Source organism: Streptomyces sp. NPDC045967, assembly GCF_056430495.1.
This window is the reverse complement of the sequence record NZ_JBWKLE010000004.1, coordinates 487,975-503,589: the sequence shown is the minus strand read 5'-3', so window position 1 is coordinate 503,589 and position 15,615 is coordinate 487,975. Positions and strand designations below refer to the sequence as shown.

Genomic DNA, 15,615 nt, shown 5'->3' with positions numbered 1-15,615 from the left:
GGCCACTATTCGGCCGGCTTGATCAGGTAGCCGGCGCCGCGCCGGGTGTGGATCAGCGGCGCCAGGCCCGGCCCGCTCTCCAGCTTCCGCCGCAGGTAGGAGATGTACAGCTCGACCACATTGGCCTGGCCGCCGAAGTCGTAGGACCAGACGCGGTCCAGGATCTGCGCCTTGCTGAGCACCCGGCGCGGGTTGCGCATCAGGTAGCGCAGCAGCTCGTACTCGGTGGCGGTCAGGTGGATCTCCCGTCCGGCGCGGACCACCTCGTGGCTGTCCTCGTCGAGCCGCAGGTCGCCGACCACCAGCACCGAACCGCCGCGCGCGGCCCGCGCGGCGCCCGAACGGCGGACCAGTCCGCGCAGCCGGGCGACGACCTCCTCCAGACTGAACGGCTTGGTGACGTAGTCGTCGCCGCCCGCCGTCAGACCCGCGATGCGGTCCTCCACGGAGTCCTTGGCGGTCAGGAAGAGGACCGGGACCTGCGGGAGCTCGCGACGCAGCCGGCCGAGGACGGCGAGCCCGTCCATGTCGGGCAGCATGACGTCGAGGACCACGACGTCGGGCCGGAACTCCCGCGCCGCGCACACCGCGCCCGCCCCGTCCCCGGCGCTGCGGACCTCGCATCCCTCGTAGCGCAGCGCCATGGACAGCAGCTCGGAGAGCGCGGCCTCGTCGTCGACGACGAGGACCCGGCAGGGCCCGCCGTCCGGCCGCACCAGGGCCGCGGGCGTGGTGGTGGACGTGGACGCGGGGGTGGTGGTCGTCGCAGTCATGCATCCACGCTGTCCGGTGCCTCTGAGAGCGTTCTTGCGCCTGTCTGTGAATTTGCTGAGAAACGGAAACCCGGCTGCCGTGTGCTCCGGATGCGGCGGCCGACTCAGCCGGGGCGCGGGCTCAGCGCTCGAGGCCGTCGACAGCGTCCGGGCTGTCGTGGCGGTCCAGGTCGTCGGGGCGGTGGCGGCTGTCCGGGCGGTCGTCGGGGCGGTGGCGGCTGTCCGGGCGGTCGCGGCTGTCCGGGCGGCCGTCGGGGCGGTCCAGGGCGCCGAGACCGAACAGCCGGGCGCCGTTGTCGTGGCAGACGGCCCGCAGCCAGTCGTCACCGAGGTCCAGCCGTTCCAGCGCGTCGAGCTGGTGCTCGTACGGGTAGGGGATGTTCGGGAAGTCGGTGCCCAGCAGGATCCGGTCGCCGAGGTCGAGGAGCCGCCTGCGGTCCCCGGGCGGGAAGCCGCTGATCCGCTCCGAGAAGTCGGTGAAGGCCATGGTCGTGTCGAGGCGCACCTCGGGATACCGGTCGGCGAGGTCCAGGAACTCGGAGTACTCCGGCATGCCCATGTGGGCCACGATCAGCGGCAGGCGCGGATGGCGCTCCAGCAGCCGGCCGATCGGCCCGGGCCCGGTGAACTTGCCCGGGGCGGGACCGGAGCCGCAGTGGATCACGGTCGGTACGCCGGCCTCGGCGAGCAGCCCCCAGACGGGGTCGAGCAGTTCGTCGTTCGGGTCGTAGGCCCCGACCTGGAGGTGGGCCTTGAACACCCGCGCCCCGGCGTCGAGGGCCTGGCGGACGTACTCGCGCACGCCTTCCTCCGGGAAGAAGGTCGCCGTGTGCAGGCAGTCGGGGGTCCGGGCGGCGAAACCGGCAGACCAGGCGTTGAGCCATGCCGCCATCGCCGGCTTGTGCGGATAGAGCATGGCGGTGAAGGCCCGGACGCCGAACTCCCGCAGGAGCGCGACGCGCTGCTGCTCCTCGTGCCGGTAGGTGATCGGCCACTCGATGCCGGTCAGCGGACCGACCGCGTCGAAGTAGTCCCACACCTTGTCCAGCACCCGCTCCGGCATGAAGTGCGTGTGCACGTCGACCAGTCCGGGCAGCCCGAGCCGTTCCTGGAACGCGCGGACCGCCACCGCCTCAGCCGTCGGGCTCGCGGGCGGGACTCCGTCCGGCGGTCGCGACGTAGGGGATGCGGCTCCGGCCGGCTGGGTGGTCATGCCCCCACCCTGTGCGGCAGGCCCGCCGATGTCCACTGTGATCCCCGCCTTCAGGCCACCGGAACGCGTACCCCCGCCGTGCCGCCCGAGCCCCCGCGCCCGTTGGCCCCGTGCCCCGGCGGCACGGCGGCACGGACGGCACGGACGGCACGGGCGGCACGCACGGCATGACTCAGAAGAGTCCGTCCTGCCCGCCCGGTGGCTGCTCCCCGGCCGACGGAATCCGCACCACCGGCACCGAGGTCGCGGCGGTCCCGTCCGCGGCGGCGGCCAGTTCCCATCCGGCCAGCAGGCGGGTGTCGACGACCAGCCCGTCCGCAAAGTGCAGATCGGGACCGGCCGCGCCCGCCAACTGCCCCGCGACCGCCCCATCGTGCACCATCTCGGTCACCACCAGGGCGGGCTCCGGCAGCCCGTCCAGCCCGAACGATGCCGCCTGGTCGGCCACTTCGCACACCACCCGTTCCAGCGAGTCCGGCCAGCCCGGCAGCGCGGCGGCTCGCGCGTGCAGCTCGGCGACGTCGCGGGCCCGCTCCGCAGCGGCCGGCAGGTGCGCCCGGACGGCGCGCTTGCGGGCGTACGCGATCCGGTCGGGGACCCCCAGGGCCGCTCGCAGGAGCTCCTCGGTGCGCCGGGCGGCCATCAGCGGACCCCGCCCCAGCCAGGCCCAGGCCACGGCGCCCTGCTCCGACAACCGGACCCCGCCGCGCTCCTCGGCGGTGATCCCGACCTTGACCATGCCCGGTCCGAACCAGGCCAGGTAGACGCGGTAGGTGCGCGGATCGGCGGAGTTGGTGTCGGCGGCCACCGAGAACGACCGGTCGAGCCGTGCGCACGCGGGGCACTGGGCACTCCCGGCGCGGCCGGGTACGACGGCCGCGGTGGGGCACGGCGTCCGCTTCCCGGCCCGCCACACCCCCAGGCACCGCCGCTCCCCCCGGGCGACGAAGGCCAGCCGCTGCCCGTAGGCGAGCGGACTCGCCCGCTCCGCGCCCCCCGGCCCGTACCAGCCGATGGCCGGCCGCCCGTCCGTCCAGCGGATCCCGGTACATCGCCAGCTCACAGCGGAAGGGGCCGCTCGAAGAACGTCTCCAGGACGACGGTGGCGTGCGTACCGCTCACCCCGTCGATGGCGTAGAGGCGCCGCAGGACGTCCTGCAGCTGCCCGGTCGACGCCGTGCGCACCTTGACCAGGACCGACGCGCTGCCCGCGATGATGTGCGCCTCCTGGATCTCGGGGATCGCCTCGAACGCGGCGGCGGACTCCCCCATCCAGACGCGGGAGTCGACCATCACGTAGGCGAGCACCTTGCTGCCGACGGCGGCCGGGTCCACCTCGACGGTGGTCCGCCGGATCACCCCGCGCTCGCGGAGTTTGCGCACCCGCTCGTGGGTCGCCCCCGCCGACAGCCCCACGGCCGCGCCGAGCGCGGCGTACGACTGGCCGGCGTCCTCCTGCAGGCGCAGGACGAGCGCCCGGTCGATGTCGTCCACGCGATCTTCCTCCCATGGACCCGTCGGCCCTTGCGAAGACGGTACCCGATCCTGCAATCTCGACCTCGAACCGAAGAATATTCGGCGACTACCTCGCAGGGGGAATCATGTCAGGCATAGCGGACCCCAACCTGTACGAGATCCTGGACGAGCGCTTCACAACCGGCCGTTGCGCCAACGGCGACGCGCGCCTGGACCGGCTCTACGACGACTGCCGCTGGGCGGAGGGCCCGCTGTACCTGCCCGCCTGGCGCCAACTCGTCTGGAGCGACATCCCGAACGACCGCATGCTCCGCTGGGACGAGGCGACCGGCGCCGTCTCTGTCTTCCGCTCCCCGGCCGGCCACCCCAACGGCAACACCCTGGACCGCGAGGGCCGCCTGATCACCTGTGAGCAGGGCAACCGGCGCGTGACCCGCACCGAGCCCGACGGCCGCCTCGCGGTCATCGCCGACCGCTTCGAAGGCAAGCGGCTCAACAGCCCGAACGACGCGGTGGTCCGCTCGGACGGCTCGGTCTGGTTCTCCGACCCCGACTTCGGCATCACCAGCGACTACGAGGGCCACCGCGCGCCCGCCGAGATCGGCGCCTGCAACCTCTACCGGGCCGACCCCGCCACCGGCGAGATCCGCATGGTCGCCGACGGCTTCCTCGGCCCCAACGGGCTGGTCTTCTCCCCCGACGAGAGCGAGCTCTACGCCGCGGACACCCGCGCCGGCCACATCCGCGCCTTCAAGGTGACCGACGACGGCACCCTCACCGGCGACCGCGTCTTCACGACCTGCCGCCCCGTCGACAACATCCGCTTCGACGACGGGGGCCGCCTGTGGGCCGCCGCGATGGAGTCCGGTGTCCACTGCTACGCCGCGGACGGCACCCTGATCGGCCGCGTCCGCGTCCCCGAACCGGTCTCGAACATCGCCTTCGGCGGCCCCAAGAACAACCGCCTCTTCATCACCGCCACCACCTCCCTCTACTCCCTGGTGATGTCCGTGACCGGCCTGCCCCGAGTCCTCTGAGGGCGTCGAGACCGAAGTGCCCGTCGGTCTCCACGGAGAAGTGCGTGATGCTCCGCTACGTGCACCCCCCGAAGAGGGAGACCCGGTCCGCCCCGACCGCAAAACGCCAGAAGCCCCGGACTTTCGTCCGGGGCTTCTGAGCTGCTGTGCACTCGGCAGGATTCGAACCTGCAACCTTCTGATCCGTAGCTCTAGCCAGAGCGGTCAGCGACGGTCATACCGGCTGCTTCAAGACCCCTGAAGGACCCTACCGGGCGGGGTCAGTTGCTGCGGTTGCGGTACTGGGCTGCTGTACCGCCGAACCTAGAAGATGGCCAGGGGGGTAACGATGCCCAAGGGCCCTTCGATGAACATAGTCGGATCCGCGTCCGCTGCCTGCGCCATCCTCCGGCGTTCCGCTCTGGGCAGGAGGTTCATTCCGGGAAGATTGAATAGAAGATGCCGCTCTCCTGCCGGAATTTTCTTGTGGAGGATCCCGACTACCGTCGCCTCGGTTTCAAGCTCGTCGTACCCAACACGCAAAGCAGATTTCTTGAGCGCCGAGACAACCTTCGGGGCTTCTTCTTCTACATCGCCAACGATTACCACGCGCTGTTCGGACGAACGGGACAGGGCGGCAAATCCTTCTATGGCTGACCGCTGCCCCTGATCCATCGTCTGCCCGAACAAGCTCATCATCTGACTGACGGCTTCCATCTCGTCGGGGGACGTCATGAACCGTGATGTGGTAGGTACTTCGAGATCACACTGGGCAACTACCACCTCGCCGGACCGCAGCCCCCGCCAAACTTCAGCGTCGTTAGCGAAGATGTCTACAGTCTGACTCGATTCCTCTAGCCAGGCATACAGGCGATTGAATTGACTTTCCGGAGTCTGCTTCAATACGTGAGCAATCTCTTCGCTTGAAACCTTTCCTCTCTCGACTTTTCCACCCACAGGGCCGACCTTTGCTTCACCGCCCAGTTTCCTGTCGCTATTACTGCTCCGGGTGATCGTCTGTTCTTCGAAGATCCCGGAGTCTGCTTGAGCTAGCGACTCTCGCACCAACTGTTCGTCGAGGTAGAGAAAACGCCTTAGAAGCATCTGCACTCCTTGCAGGAGATGGCTCGTTGTCGAGGGAGACTCGCGGAGGCAGCCTGCGGTTGCAGGACCGGAGCGGCGCGTTTTCGGATGCTGCCATCTGCGCGCCAACCCGTCACCCCTCAACCGGCACTGCACCCCAACTCCCATCCCGTCTGCCGTCGGCCCACACGCATGTGGAGCGGACGCGGTGCCGGGCGTCCAGGTGGAGCGCGCCACTGTACGAACGACCTGGACGCCCGGTGCCGTGTCTGCTCGGCTTGTCCTGGGCCGATGGCAGACGGGATGGGAGTTCCCCCGCCTCAACCCCCACCGGCCGGCACCCGCGTACGTCGCCCCCGCCATCCCGGAGCCTGAGGCCCCCGCCGGAGGCATGTCGGTGAGTGATGGAACCGCGGCCATTGGGGCTCGACTCATGCCCTTGGGCCTACCCGTCTTGCAGGGGCGGGCGTCGGCGCAGCGCGCGCGGAGCGGGCCGAAGGCAGGAGCGTCGCGCGGAGCGGAGCCGGGAAGCCCGCCCGGCGGAGCGGAGCGCAGCCGGGTGCTTGATGAGGTAGAGAAACCTGTAACAGGTCCGTGCTACTCCTCGGCTACGCCGTGGTGAGTGCGTCGGCGATGGCCTGCATGTCATCGGTGATCGCGTCGGCTTCCGCTTCAGCGAAAAGTGCGGCCTTGTGGGGCTTGTTGGCGTAGCCGATGACCGTCGTTCCCGCTGCATGAGCGGCCTGGATGTCCGTGAGCGAGTCACCGATCAGCGTGCAGTTCGTGACGTCCATGTGCGCTTGCTCGGCCGCAGTGATCAGCGGGAACGGGTTCGGCTTCATCAAGTGGGGCTGACCTGAGGGGCGACCGACGATCCCCGCGACGTACTCCCCCAAACCGTGCACCTCCAAGAAGCGCTGGACGCACTCGGCGGAGTTGTTACTCACCACCACCACGGCTCGCCCAGCTGCCCGCGCGGCCTGAAGGGCCTCCACCGCACCAGGGATCGGCGGGCCGGCCACCGCGACGGCTTCGACCTCTGCCGTCGTAAGCGCGCTCTCTACCTCCTGGCCGATGGTGCCGTCGGCTTCATGAGCAATGCGCAGGACCTCGATCGGGTCGTCGGTCTCGGCGGCCTCGGCACCCGCGGCTTCGTTCTGGGTGGAGAGCAGCGCAGTTAGCTGCTTGGCGACTTCGGGAGCGGGCAGCCCTGCGAACACGTCGCAAACGGGGCCGTCGAAGTCGAAGAAGATCACCCGTGCGTCCGCCAAGACCGCCGTGAGCCGCTCATCGCGCGTCAAGGTCGAAGTCCCTTCCGATGGTCTCCCAGACGCTGTCGAACCACATGCGGGCCTGCTGGACCTGCTGGGCTCCGCCCGAGGACTCGCCGTCGTTGATCGAGTGGTGGAAGAGCGTCGCGTCCTTGCCCACCAAGTCGTAGATCTCGATGGTCTCGCCCTGGGCAACGACCTTGTTGGGGCGGATCGGGTAGTAGCCGAAGAACGCGTCTTCGTCGTTGATCACGTAGAGCTTGAAGAACTGCGTGCCGCTGTGGACGCGGACGCTGATCCGGGTCTCCGCGACGAGTCCCAGGTGCTCCAGCTCGGTGATGGCGTCCCGGATGCTGCGGGTGTAGCTGACCATGATGTCGTGCATGCGGTCGCGGAGCCGCTTGTCGTCGGCCCCGTCCTCCATGCGCACGGGCGCGGCCTGCGGCACGGACATGTCCGGGACGAGTATCCGCATGGTGATGCTCGAGGGCGTGAGTCGGCCGACCCGGATCTTGTCGAGCGGTTCCTGAAGCGCCCCGTGCAGGGTCTCGCTGGAGAACCCGGCGAAGTCGATGGTCACGCGATCCTTGGCGAAGGCTTGTTCGACGTAAGGCCGCAGTCCCGCCGGCCGCTCCGTCCGGTTGCGGACGTAGACACCGCTGCCCTTGCGGGAGACCACAAGTCCTTCGTCTTCGAGGTCTCGCAGCGCGCGCTGGATCGTCGCCCGCGCGAAGCCGTACAGCTCCGTCAGTTCCTTGTGGGACGGGAGCTTTTCACCAGGGCTCAGCCGCCTCGTTCGGATGGCAGCGCTGAGGCTGCTGGCCACCTGCTCGTACGGGGCTCGGTCGTCGTCTGGGTCTAGCGGCTCGGGGACGAAGGTCATGGGTCGATGGTAGGCGACACCCCCCAGGCAGGACAGTCAGGGCAGTCATGTTGTTGACATGGCTAGCCATCTCTCCTACCTTCGAGATGTGACCAACCGGGCTAGCCAAGTTGGTCATCTAGCTTCCTGCTGGCATCTCTGAAGGAGAAACCATGCCGTCGTTCAAGGTGGACACGTCGACCGCCGTGGTGTTCGTGGCCACGGCCCCGACCCCGAAGCTCGTGAGCAAGCAGACCGGTGAGCGTGCCATGGACCGGGAGACCAATGCCCCGCTGTCCACGGTGGGCCTGCTGATCTCGGATGAGGGAGAGGGCAACCTCTACCAGGTGACCGTTCCGGAGACCGGGCTGCCGGAGGGCCTGATGCCGGGCATGCCGGTCTCGGTGATCGGCCTGAAGGCCCGTGACTGGGAGAACACGTTCAACGGCCAGACCCGGCACGGCATCTCGTTCCGCGCCGTCGCCCTCACGGTCGGGGCCTGACCATGGCCGACCTGACGACCTTATGGGAGGTCGGCCTCCCGCTGGCCGGTACGGGCGGTGGGCTCGGCTACGCCAAGGTTCGCGCGCCGCGCGTGTACTGGTCCCTGGTCGGACTGCCGGTGGCTCGCGTGCGGTTCGCGATGACGTACCGCTCCACGATGGACGTGTGCGGGCTGACGGTCCAGCCGTCCCGCCTGCGGGCGTTCCTGGTCCGCAACGTCGCCCGCCGCAGTGACGTACAGCCCGTACCGCCGAAGATCCGTCGCGTTCGGGGTTCCTCGACCGGCATGCGGGTCACCCTCCGCCTCCCGGCCGGACTGGAGCCCGCCGACGTGGTGGCGGCCTCCGAACGGCTTCGGCACGCCTGGGGCGTCCACTCCGTCAACGTGATCGAGACCCGACCGGGCTTCGTCGAGCTGCGGATGACCGGCTATGACGTACTGCGCCGGGTGAAGATGCCGCGCCGACGCCCTTCTGGGCTGCTGGTGGTTCCGGTCGCGCTCCGGGACGACGGCACCGCGTTCGTCCGGGACTACGTAAAGGTTCCTCACGCGCTGACGCTCGGCGCCAATCAGTCGGGCAAGTCCATGTACCTGCGCAATCTGGTCGCGGGCCTCGCTCGTCTGCGGGTCGCCCTGGTCGGGATCGACTGCAAGCGGGGCGTTGAGCAGCGGGGATACGCACCGCGTCTCTCGGCGCTCGCTGTGACGCCGGGGGAGGCATCAGGGCTCCTGGATGCGCTCGTGGATGAGATGGAAAGCCGCTTCGACCTGCTGAGTGACCATGGGGCCGCTGACCTATGGGCTCTGCCCGAAGCGGTCCGGCCGGTACCGATCGTTCTGCTGGTGGATGAGGTCGCGGAACTGTTCCTCGTGGCCGGGAAGAAGGACGAGGAACGCCGGGACCGGATGGTCATGCAGATGATCCGGCTCGGGCAGATGGCCCGTGCCGCCGGTATCTACCTGGAGATCTGCGGCCAGCGATTCGGGTCCGACCTCGGTAAGGGAGCCACCGCCCTCCGTGCCCAGCTCACCGGACGCGTCGTCCACCGTGTCAACGACAAGCAGACCGCCGACATGGGCGTCGGCGACATCGCCCCGGATGCGGTGGTGGCCGTGACGACGATCCCGCCCGACCGGCCCGGCGTCGCGGTGGCCGGCGACTCCTCCGGCGGCTGGTCCCGGATCCGTACCCCCGAATTGAGTGCGGCCGAAGCCGCTGCAACCTGCGCCCAGTACGCGCACCTCACGCCGGACGTTCCGCGGCTCGCCCCGTACCGGCCGGTGGTCCCCATCGAAGCTGCGGCTCCGGGGTCCGTCCCACTCGTGAAGCCCATCCCGGCGACGGACTAGCAGCTCTCTCCCCTCGGTCGGCGTGACCATCTCGCGCCAGGTCCCTACCCGACCCATGCCCGAAAGGAGGTGACCCCGTGTTCCGCACCCTCCGCCTCGACGCCGTGCTCGTCCAGGCCGTCATCGCCGGTGCCCTGTCCTTCGCCCACCTGCACGACCTGGCTGCGGCCGCCGGACAGGACGGCTGGAAGGCGTGGGCCTACCCGGTGAGCGTCGACCTGCTGTTGGTCGCCGCATGGCGACGGATGCGCACAGACGCGGATAACCGCGACGCCTGGCTCTGGTTCGCCATCGCCCTCGTCGCGTCGCTCGGCGCCAACGTTGCCACCGCCGGACTGCTCGACTTGCAAGACGTACCGGCCTGGCTGCGCATCCTCGTCGCCGGATGGCCCGCCCTCGCCTTCCTCGGCGGCACGCTCCTCGCCCATGCACCCACACCGCCGCCGGAGCCTGAGCCGAAGGAACAGCCCCACATCGAACCCATGCAGGACCTGACGGTGGAGCGAGCACCGGAACAGACTCCTGAGCTGCCTCCGGCCGAGCCCACCCCGGATGATGCACCGCCGCAGCCCCCTCCCACGGCGCCCGCCGTACCCGTTCCGCCCGCACTGCTCGACCACGCGCGAAAGATCGCGGACGCCCACCAGGCCCAGACAGGCAGCCCGATCGACGCGGCAACTCTCCGGAGCCGCCTTGGCGTACCCGCCGCTCTGGCGGACTCGATCGCACTCCAACTCACCTGACACGAAAGGAGGTCGCCCGCATGCGTCCGAACCGCTTCCACAACGTCATCCGGATCGGCCCGGTGCGCGTCGGCACTCACCGCGACAGCCGGGGCCGCACCAAGCACACCGCCGTCTGCACTGCCCCCGGCTGCGACTTCTCCGCCGACTACCTCAGCCGCGCCGGCGCCGAACTCGCCGCCCGCACCCACCGCTGCAAAGCCTGAGAGGAGCCCACCCGTGTTCACCCCCAAGTACCCGACTCCGGACACCGCAACCCCGGCACGCCACACGATCGCGGATCACTCGACCGCCGTCGCGCCGACCGCTCCGGCCCCCGCCCCTTTCGCCGCGAGCCGCTCCACGGTCCAGCTCACCCCGGGCAGCGCGGTCGCCCTCGCCGCCGGTGGAGGCGCCGTGGTCCTGGTCGTCGGCGCTGTCCTCGTCTCGATGCTGTTGGCGGTCGCCATCACCGGCGTCTCCGTCGCCCTGGTCGCAGTGGTCCTGCGCCTGCTCATCAAGGACCTCCAGAAGGGGCGATGACCACCATGGACACCCACGTGATCGCAGCAGGCTTACCGGTCCTGGGCTGGGCCCTCCACGGCGGGATGCTCCTGCGCCGACTGGCCACCGCCCGCCGCGACCCCCTGACCGGACTGCACACCCGCTCCGGCTGGACCACCCGCGCCGAACACCTGATGGCCAAGCACCCCGGCGCCCTCGTGCTCCTGGTCGACCTGGACGACTTCAAGGCCATCAACGACACCCACGGCCACGCCGCTGGCGATGCGGTGCTCACCGCGACCGCCCGCCGCCTGACCACCTGGTGCGGACGCCACGGCATCGCCGCCCGCCTCGGCGGAGACGAGTTCGCCGCCATCGTCACCGACCCCGGCCGCACCCCGGGCCTCCACGCCCTCCGGACCGCCTTGGACCAGCCCATCACGCACCACGCCTGCACCCTGCCGGTCTCGGCCTCGGTCGGCCACTGCCACCGCGAAGACCTTCCGGTGCCCGCCCTCACCGACGCGCTGTCCGCCGCCGACTCCTCGATGTACGCGGCCAAGGGCCACGGCAGGCGCAACACACGCTGAGCGGCCCCCGGAGCGGCCTCGGTCGCCAAACTTCCGCCGCCCCGGGCGCCTGAACCCCATCCAGATCCACAGGACCCGAAAGGGAAAGCTCATGATGCCCGAAACCACCTCGACCCGGCGCGTGTGCCGCGACTGCGACGGCTTCGCCACCGCCACCATCACCACCGGCCTCCGGACCTCCGACGGCATCCGGACCACCGTGCAGGTCAACTGCCCCACCTGCCGGGGCCTCGGCCACACCATCTCCGCCACACTCGTCCGCGCCGGGAAGTGACACCCGTGACCGACGCCGCCACCCTGGCGGGCCTGGACCCGGCCACCCTGAGCGATCTGCTCCGGGTGGCCGGGGCCCCCGGCTTCGACCGCCTCCACGAACAGATCCGTCGCACCGGAGGATGCACCGCGCCCATCCGGCTCAACGGCGGCACCAAGCTCCTCGACCCCGCCACCCAGACCGTGCTCCACGCCTACAACACCGACACCGAACCCGGCGGGGTCCTGCGGGTCGCCTGCGGCAACCGCCGCGCCTCCCGTTGCCCCGCCTGCGCCTGGACCTACGCCGGGGACACCTACCACCTGATCCGCGCCGGGCTCGTCGGCGCCCCCGACAAGGGCACCCCCGAGACGATCCGCGATCACCCCCGGGTCTTTGCCACCCTGACCGCTCCGTCCTTCGGCCCGGTCCACAACCGGCCTGGGACCCGGCCCTGCCGCTGCGGCGTCCGGCACCCCGAGGACGCGCCCGAACTCGGCACCCCGCTCGATCCAGGAACGTACGACTACGCGGGTGCGGTTCTCTGGAACAACCACGCCTCCGAGCTGTGGCGCTACTTCACGATCTACCTCCGCCGAGAGATCGCCGCCCGCGCCGGCCTCACGCAGAAAGCCGCCCGCGAACAATCCCGCGTCTCCTTCGGCAAGGTCGCCGAGTACCAGAAGCGCGGAGCCGTGCACTTCCACGCGGTGATCCGCTTCGACGGAGTGGACGGGCCGGACAGCCCGCCCCCGGTGTGGGCCACCCTCGACCTGCTTACCGACGCCATCCGGGCCGCCGCAGCCCGCGTCCGCATCGTCGTGCCTGCCAGCCCGGAGCACGGCTTCGCCAATGACTGGGTGCTCGAGTGGGGCGAGCAGATCGACGTGCAGCCCATCGGCGCCTTCGGCAACGGGGAAGATCTGACGGAGCAGGCGGTCGCCTCCTATGTCGCCAAGTACGCGACCAAGGCCGCCGAGACGACCGGCGCTGTAGACCAGCCCGTGGGCAACAAGGAAGCGCTCGTCCTCCTGGGCGTGCCCGACCATCCCCGGCGGCTGATGGAAGCCTGCATGGACCTCGACCGGGCCTATCCCGACCGGCGCCTTCGGGCCTGGGCTCACATGCTCGGCTTCCGCGGCCACTTCACCACCAAGTCCCGCCGCTACTCGACCACCCTCGGCGCCTTACGCCAGGTCCGCGCCGACTACCGCGCCGCACAGCAACGCGCCTCACTCGGCCTGCCCGACCCCGACGACCATCCGGAAGCCACGCTCCTCGTCGTCGCGCACTGGGCCTACGCCGGCCACGGCTCCACCCCCGGTGAGTCCTGGCTCGCCGCCAACGTCCGCCGGGAGCTCAAGCACAACCGCGAACACGCCCGTGAGATGCGGGCCGAACTGTCTGAACTGGAAGGAGAAACCGCGTGGCTGCCGTAGTCATCCAGCGGAAGTGGCACACCACGGCCGAGGTCGCCGACATGCTCGGCTTCGGCCTGTCCAAGACCAAGATGCTCGTGCTCGCAGGGGAGATCCGTTCGGTGAAGGTGGGCCGCAACCGCCGCATCCTTCCGGCCTGGGTGGACGAGTACGTCGAACGCATCACCGCCGACGCCGAAGGGTGGGCGGCATGAGCGGCAAGCGTGGCAACGGCGAAGGCTCGATCTACCCGTACAAGAACGGCTACGCCGCCTACGTCTGGGTGACAAAGCCGGACGGCAAGCGTGCCCGGAAGTACGCCTACGGCAAGACCCGCGAGGAGGTCCACGAGAAGTGGCTCAACCTGCACGCGGAGGCGAAGAAGGGGCCGGTCGCCACCCGGCACCGGACGCTCGCCGCTTTCCTCTCTTACTGGCTGGACTCGATCGTGAAGCCCAACCTGGCTCCTCTCTCCTACGTCTCGTACGAGGGGTACGTCCGCCTCTACATCGCCCCGCACCTCGGCACCAAGCGACTGGACAAGCTGACCGTCCGCGATGTCCGCGAGTGGCTGACCAAGCTGGCGGCCACCTGCCAGTGCTGCGCCCAGGGCAAGGACGAGAAGCGCGCCCCTGAGAATCGTCGGTGCTGTGCGATCGGGGAGTGCTGCGAGGCGCACCCCTCCCGACGCGTGATCCAGGGTTCTCGCGATGCTCTGCGAGCCGCCCTTACGCACGCCGTTGTGGAAGAGGAGATCAGCAAGAACGTCGCTTCCCTGGTGAAGGTGCCGCGACCCCGCCGCACGCGGGTCAAGCCGTGGTCGGTGGTCGAGGCGGGCCGGTTCCTGGCGGACGGGGTAGCACGGGAGGATCATCTCTTCGCCGCGTGGATGCTCGTCCTCTGCCTCGGGCTCCGGCGTGGTGAGGTGCTGGGCCTGACCTGGAAGTCGATCGACTTCGACGCCGGGGAGCTCTACGTCGATCATCAGATCCAGCGGGCCGGTCGGCAGCTCCTGCACCGGGAGACCAAGACGGAGGACTCCGACGACTTCCTTCCGCTGCCGTCTCTCTGCCTCAAGGCGCTGCGGATGCGTCGCACCCAGCAGATCGGGGACCGGAAGGCCGCCGGGGAGCTCTGGCAGGACAACCGCGGGCTCGTCTTCACGACGAAGTACGGAACTCCGATCGAGCCGGGGAACCTCACCCGGATGTTCGCGCTGCGGGCTCGACGCGCCGGCCTCCGGGCGATCCCGCTCCGGAACACCCGGCACACGTGCAGCTCGCTGCTGGTCGCGCTCAAGGTGCACCCGAAGGTGGCTCAGCGGATCCTCCGGCATTCGCAGATCGCCATGACGATGGAGGTCTATGCCGAGGCGAGCGAGGAGCAGGTGCGGGACGCGATCGGCAAGCTGTCCGAAGCGATGGGTGGCAGCAGCGGCTGAGGCGGTTGCTGTACTTCGCTGCTGTACGGCCTGAAACGGCAGAAGCCCCGGACTTTCGTCCGGGGCTTCTGGCCTGCTGTGCACTCGGCAGGATTCGAACCTGCAACCTTCTGATCCGTAGTCAGATGCTCTATCCGTTAAGCTACGAGTGCTTGTCCGCCGGGGTTTTGCGCCCCGTTGGCCTTGCGAGAACAACAATACATGGACCTCGCCGGGACGCGAAATCCATTAGGCAGACCAGCGATGACCTGCGGAAACGACCTGGAAGAAGATCATCCGGATGGGTGCGGGGGGCCGCCGCGGGAGCGGTGTGCGGGCACCTCGGTGGCGTTCGGCGCGGGCAGAGGTCGCACAGACGTCGGAGCGAGCGGGTGCCGCAACGCACCGAAGCCCCGGTCCGCGTGGACCGGGGCTTCGTGAAGCGCGGAGGCGGAGGGATTTGAACCCTCGATGGGGTGTAAGCCCCAAACCGCATTAGCAGTGCGGCGCCATAGACCGGACTAGGCGACGCCTCCAGCACACCCTCGCGTACGAAGGTGCGTGCAGATGATGACACAGGCGCAGGGCCCCTCACCAATCCGCTCCCACGGTACTAGGCGGGGCGGGCGGAGGGCAAAGCCTTAAACCCCTCGGCACGCAACGTCGGCGCACCCGCGTCGTTGGTCAGGCGTACGACGTACGGACGACCTGGAGTGCCCATGCTGCGTCTCGCCGCCTTCGCCGTCACCTCCGCCCTGGCCGCTGCGGCCGTCGGGCCGCTGCCCCCGTTGCCCGAGCCCCTCGGGGGGCTGCTTTCGGCGGCGCCCGACCGGCTGACGATCACCATGGCCAACACCGGCAACCCGCGGCTGGACCGCCAGTACCGACTCGAATGCGGCCCCGTCGGCGGCGACCACCCCTCGGCCGAGCAGGCCTGCGCGAAGCTCGACCGGCTCGCCAGGGAGGGGAAGGACCCGTTCGCGCCCGTCTCCGAGCGGCAGGTCTGCCGCATGCAATACGGGGGCCCGGCCACCGCCGACATCACCGGGAGCTGGCGGGGGCGCACCGTGGACGCGCACTTCCGCCGGACGAACGGCTGCGAGATCAGCCGTTGGAAGGAGTTGGAACCTCTGCTTCCGCCCGGGCGTTCCTGACCTGG

General features: G+C 69.7%; 19 protein-coding genes and 2 tRNA genes. 12 read left to right on the top strand and 9 right to left on the bottom strand.

Annotated features, from left to right (window positions below):
- Positions 1 to 5 precede the first annotated feature (5 nt).
- The 4 genes from AC07FY_RS12350 to AC07FY_RS12335 all read right to left on the bottom strand — a co-directional run bounded on the left by AC07FY_RS12350 (position 6) and on the right by AC07FY_RS12335 (position 3,480).
- Complete coding sequence (locus AC07FY_RS12350; protein ID WP_479004367.1) at positions 6 to 773, bottom strand: response regulator transcription factor; 768 nt, start codon at positions 771 to 773, stop codon at positions 6 to 8.
- A gap of 121 nt (positions 774 to 894) precedes the next feature.
- Positions 895 to 1,986, bottom strand: coding sequence for an amidohydrolase family protein (locus AC07FY_RS12345; RefSeq protein ID WP_479004365.1), 1,092 nt, complete (start codon positions 1,984 to 1,986; stop codon positions 895 to 897).
- 172 nt (positions 1,987 to 2,158) lie between these two features.
- Entirely contained in the window at positions 2,159 to 3,049 is an 891-nt protein-coding gene (locus tag AC07FY_RS12340) for a DUF2797 domain-containing protein (protein WP_479004362.1), read from the bottom strand.
- Entirely contained in the window at positions 3,046 to 3,480 is a 435-nt protein-coding gene (locus tag AC07FY_RS12335; protein WP_479004359.1) for an Lrp/AsnC family transcriptional regulator, read from the bottom strand. Before AC07FY_RS12335 ends, AC07FY_RS12340 begins: the two co-directional genes overlap by 4 nt.
- A 107-nt stretch (positions 3,481 to 3,587) precedes the next feature.
- On the opposite strand from AC07FY_RS12335, the gene AC07FY_RS12330 reads away from it, so the two are divergent.
- Entirely contained in the window at positions 3,588 to 4,499 is a 912-nt protein-coding gene (locus AC07FY_RS12330) for an SMP-30/gluconolactonase/LRE family protein (protein ID WP_479004357.1), read from the top strand.
- Between the two features lie 303 nt (positions 4,500 to 4,802).
- On the opposite strand, the gene AC07FY_RS12325 is transcribed toward AC07FY_RS12330, so the two are convergent.
- From AC07FY_RS12325 to AC07FY_RS12315, 3 genes are all read right to left on the bottom strand, one after another.
- Positions 4,803 to 5,582: a DUF6414 family protein gene (locus AC07FY_RS12325; RefSeq protein WP_479004562.1), complete on the bottom strand. Its 780-nt coding sequence runs from the start codon at positions 5,580 to 5,582 to the stop codon at positions 4,803 to 4,805.
- A 587-nt stretch (positions 5,583 to 6,169) separates the two neighbouring features.
- Positions 6,170 to 6,862, bottom strand: coding sequence for an HAD family hydrolase (locus AC07FY_RS12320; protein ID WP_479004354.1), 693 nt, complete (start codon positions 6,860 to 6,862; stop codon positions 6,170 to 6,172).
- A complete protein-coding gene (locus AC07FY_RS12315) occupies positions 6,849 to 7,715 on the bottom strand; it encodes a GntR family transcriptional regulator (protein WP_479004351.1) in 867 nt (288 codons plus the stop codon). Before AC07FY_RS12315 ends, AC07FY_RS12320 begins: the two co-directional genes overlap by 14 nt.
- A 152-nt stretch (positions 7,716 to 7,867) precedes the next feature.
- Here AC07FY_RS12315 and AC07FY_RS12310 point away from each other — a divergent pair, with 152 nt between their 5' ends.
- The 10 genes from AC07FY_RS12310 (at position 7,868) to AC07FY_RS12265 (ending at position 14,477) form a co-directional block, all read left to right on the top strand.
- Positions 7,868 to 8,197: an SCO3933 family regulatory protein gene (locus AC07FY_RS12310; RefSeq protein ID WP_479004348.1), complete on the top strand. Its 330-nt coding sequence runs from the start codon at positions 7,868 to 7,870 to the stop codon at positions 8,195 to 8,197.
- Positions 8,198 to 8,199: 2 nt separating this feature from the next.
- Complete coding sequence (locus AC07FY_RS12305) at positions 8,200 to 9,549, top strand: FtsK/SpoIIIE domain-containing protein (RefSeq protein ID WP_479004346.1); 1,350 nt, start codon at positions 8,200 to 8,202, stop codon at positions 9,547 to 9,549.
- 77 nt (positions 9,550 to 9,626) lie between these two features.
- Entirely contained in the window at positions 9,627 to 10,292 is a 666-nt protein-coding gene (locus AC07FY_RS12300; RefSeq protein ID WP_479004343.1) for a DUF2637 domain-containing protein, read from the top strand.
- 20 nt (positions 10,293 to 10,312) lie between these two features.
- Complete coding sequence (locus tag AC07FY_RS12295) at positions 10,313 to 10,498, top strand: mobile element transfer protein (RefSeq protein ID WP_479004340.1); 186 nt, start codon at positions 10,313 to 10,315, stop codon at positions 10,496 to 10,498.
- A 13-nt stretch (positions 10,499 to 10,511) separates the two neighbouring features.
- The gene (locus tag AC07FY_RS12290; RefSeq protein ID WP_479004337.1) at positions 10,512 to 10,814 is read left to right on the top strand and encodes a SpdD protein; all 303 of its coding nucleotides are present in this window, start codon (positions 10,512 to 10,514) and stop codon (positions 10,812 to 10,814) included.
- Between the two features lie 5 nt (positions 10,815 to 10,819).
- On the top strand, positions 10,820 to 11,365 hold the full coding sequence (locus AC07FY_RS12285; RefSeq protein WP_479004560.1) for a GGDEF domain-containing protein: 546 nt from the start codon (positions 10,820 to 10,822) through the stop codon (positions 11,363 to 11,365).
- Between the two features lie 91 nt (positions 11,366 to 11,456).
- The gene (locus AC07FY_RS12280) at positions 11,457 to 11,639 is read left to right on the top strand and encodes a hypothetical protein (protein WP_479004335.1); all 183 of its coding nucleotides are present in this window, start codon (positions 11,457 to 11,459) and stop codon (positions 11,637 to 11,639) included.
- A gap of 5 nt (positions 11,640 to 11,644) precedes the next feature.
- On the top strand, positions 11,645 to 13,057 hold the full coding sequence (repSA, locus tag AC07FY_RS12275; protein ID WP_479004333.1) for a replication initiator protein RepSA: 1,413 nt from the start codon (positions 11,645 to 11,647) through the stop codon (positions 13,055 to 13,057).
- Positions 13,045 to 13,251 (top strand): excisionase family DNA-binding protein, encoded by a 207-nt coding sequence (locus AC07FY_RS12270; RefSeq protein ID WP_479004330.1) that lies wholly within the window; start codon positions 13,045 to 13,047, stop codon positions 13,249 to 13,251. Before repSA ends, AC07FY_RS12270 begins: the two co-directional genes overlap by 13 nt.
- Positions 13,248 to 14,477 carry a site-specific integrase gene (locus tag AC07FY_RS12265; protein ID WP_479004327.1) on the top strand — a complete coding sequence of 410 codons (1,230 nt, stop codon included), beginning with the start codon at positions 13,248 to 13,250 and terminating at the stop codon, positions 14,475 to 14,477. Before AC07FY_RS12270 ends, AC07FY_RS12265 begins: the two co-directional genes overlap by 4 nt.
- A 79-nt stretch (positions 14,478 to 14,556) precedes the next feature.
- Here AC07FY_RS12265 and AC07FY_RS12260 read toward each other — a convergent pair.
- Positions 14,557 to 14,629: transfer RNA gene (locus AC07FY_RS12260), tRNA-Arg, on the bottom strand.
- A 272-nt stretch (positions 14,630 to 14,901) separates the two neighbouring features.
- Positions 14,902 to 14,992, bottom strand: a tRNA-Ser gene (locus AC07FY_RS12255).
- A gap of 183 nt (positions 14,993 to 15,175) precedes the next feature.
- Here AC07FY_RS12255 and AC07FY_RS12250 point away from each other — a divergent pair.
- Positions 15,176 to 15,610, top strand: a complete 435-nt coding sequence (locus tag AC07FY_RS12250; RefSeq protein WP_479004324.1) for an SSI family serine proteinase inhibitor — start codon at positions 15,176 to 15,178, stop codon at positions 15,608 to 15,610.
- Positions 15,611 to 15,615: the final 5 nt, after the last annotated feature.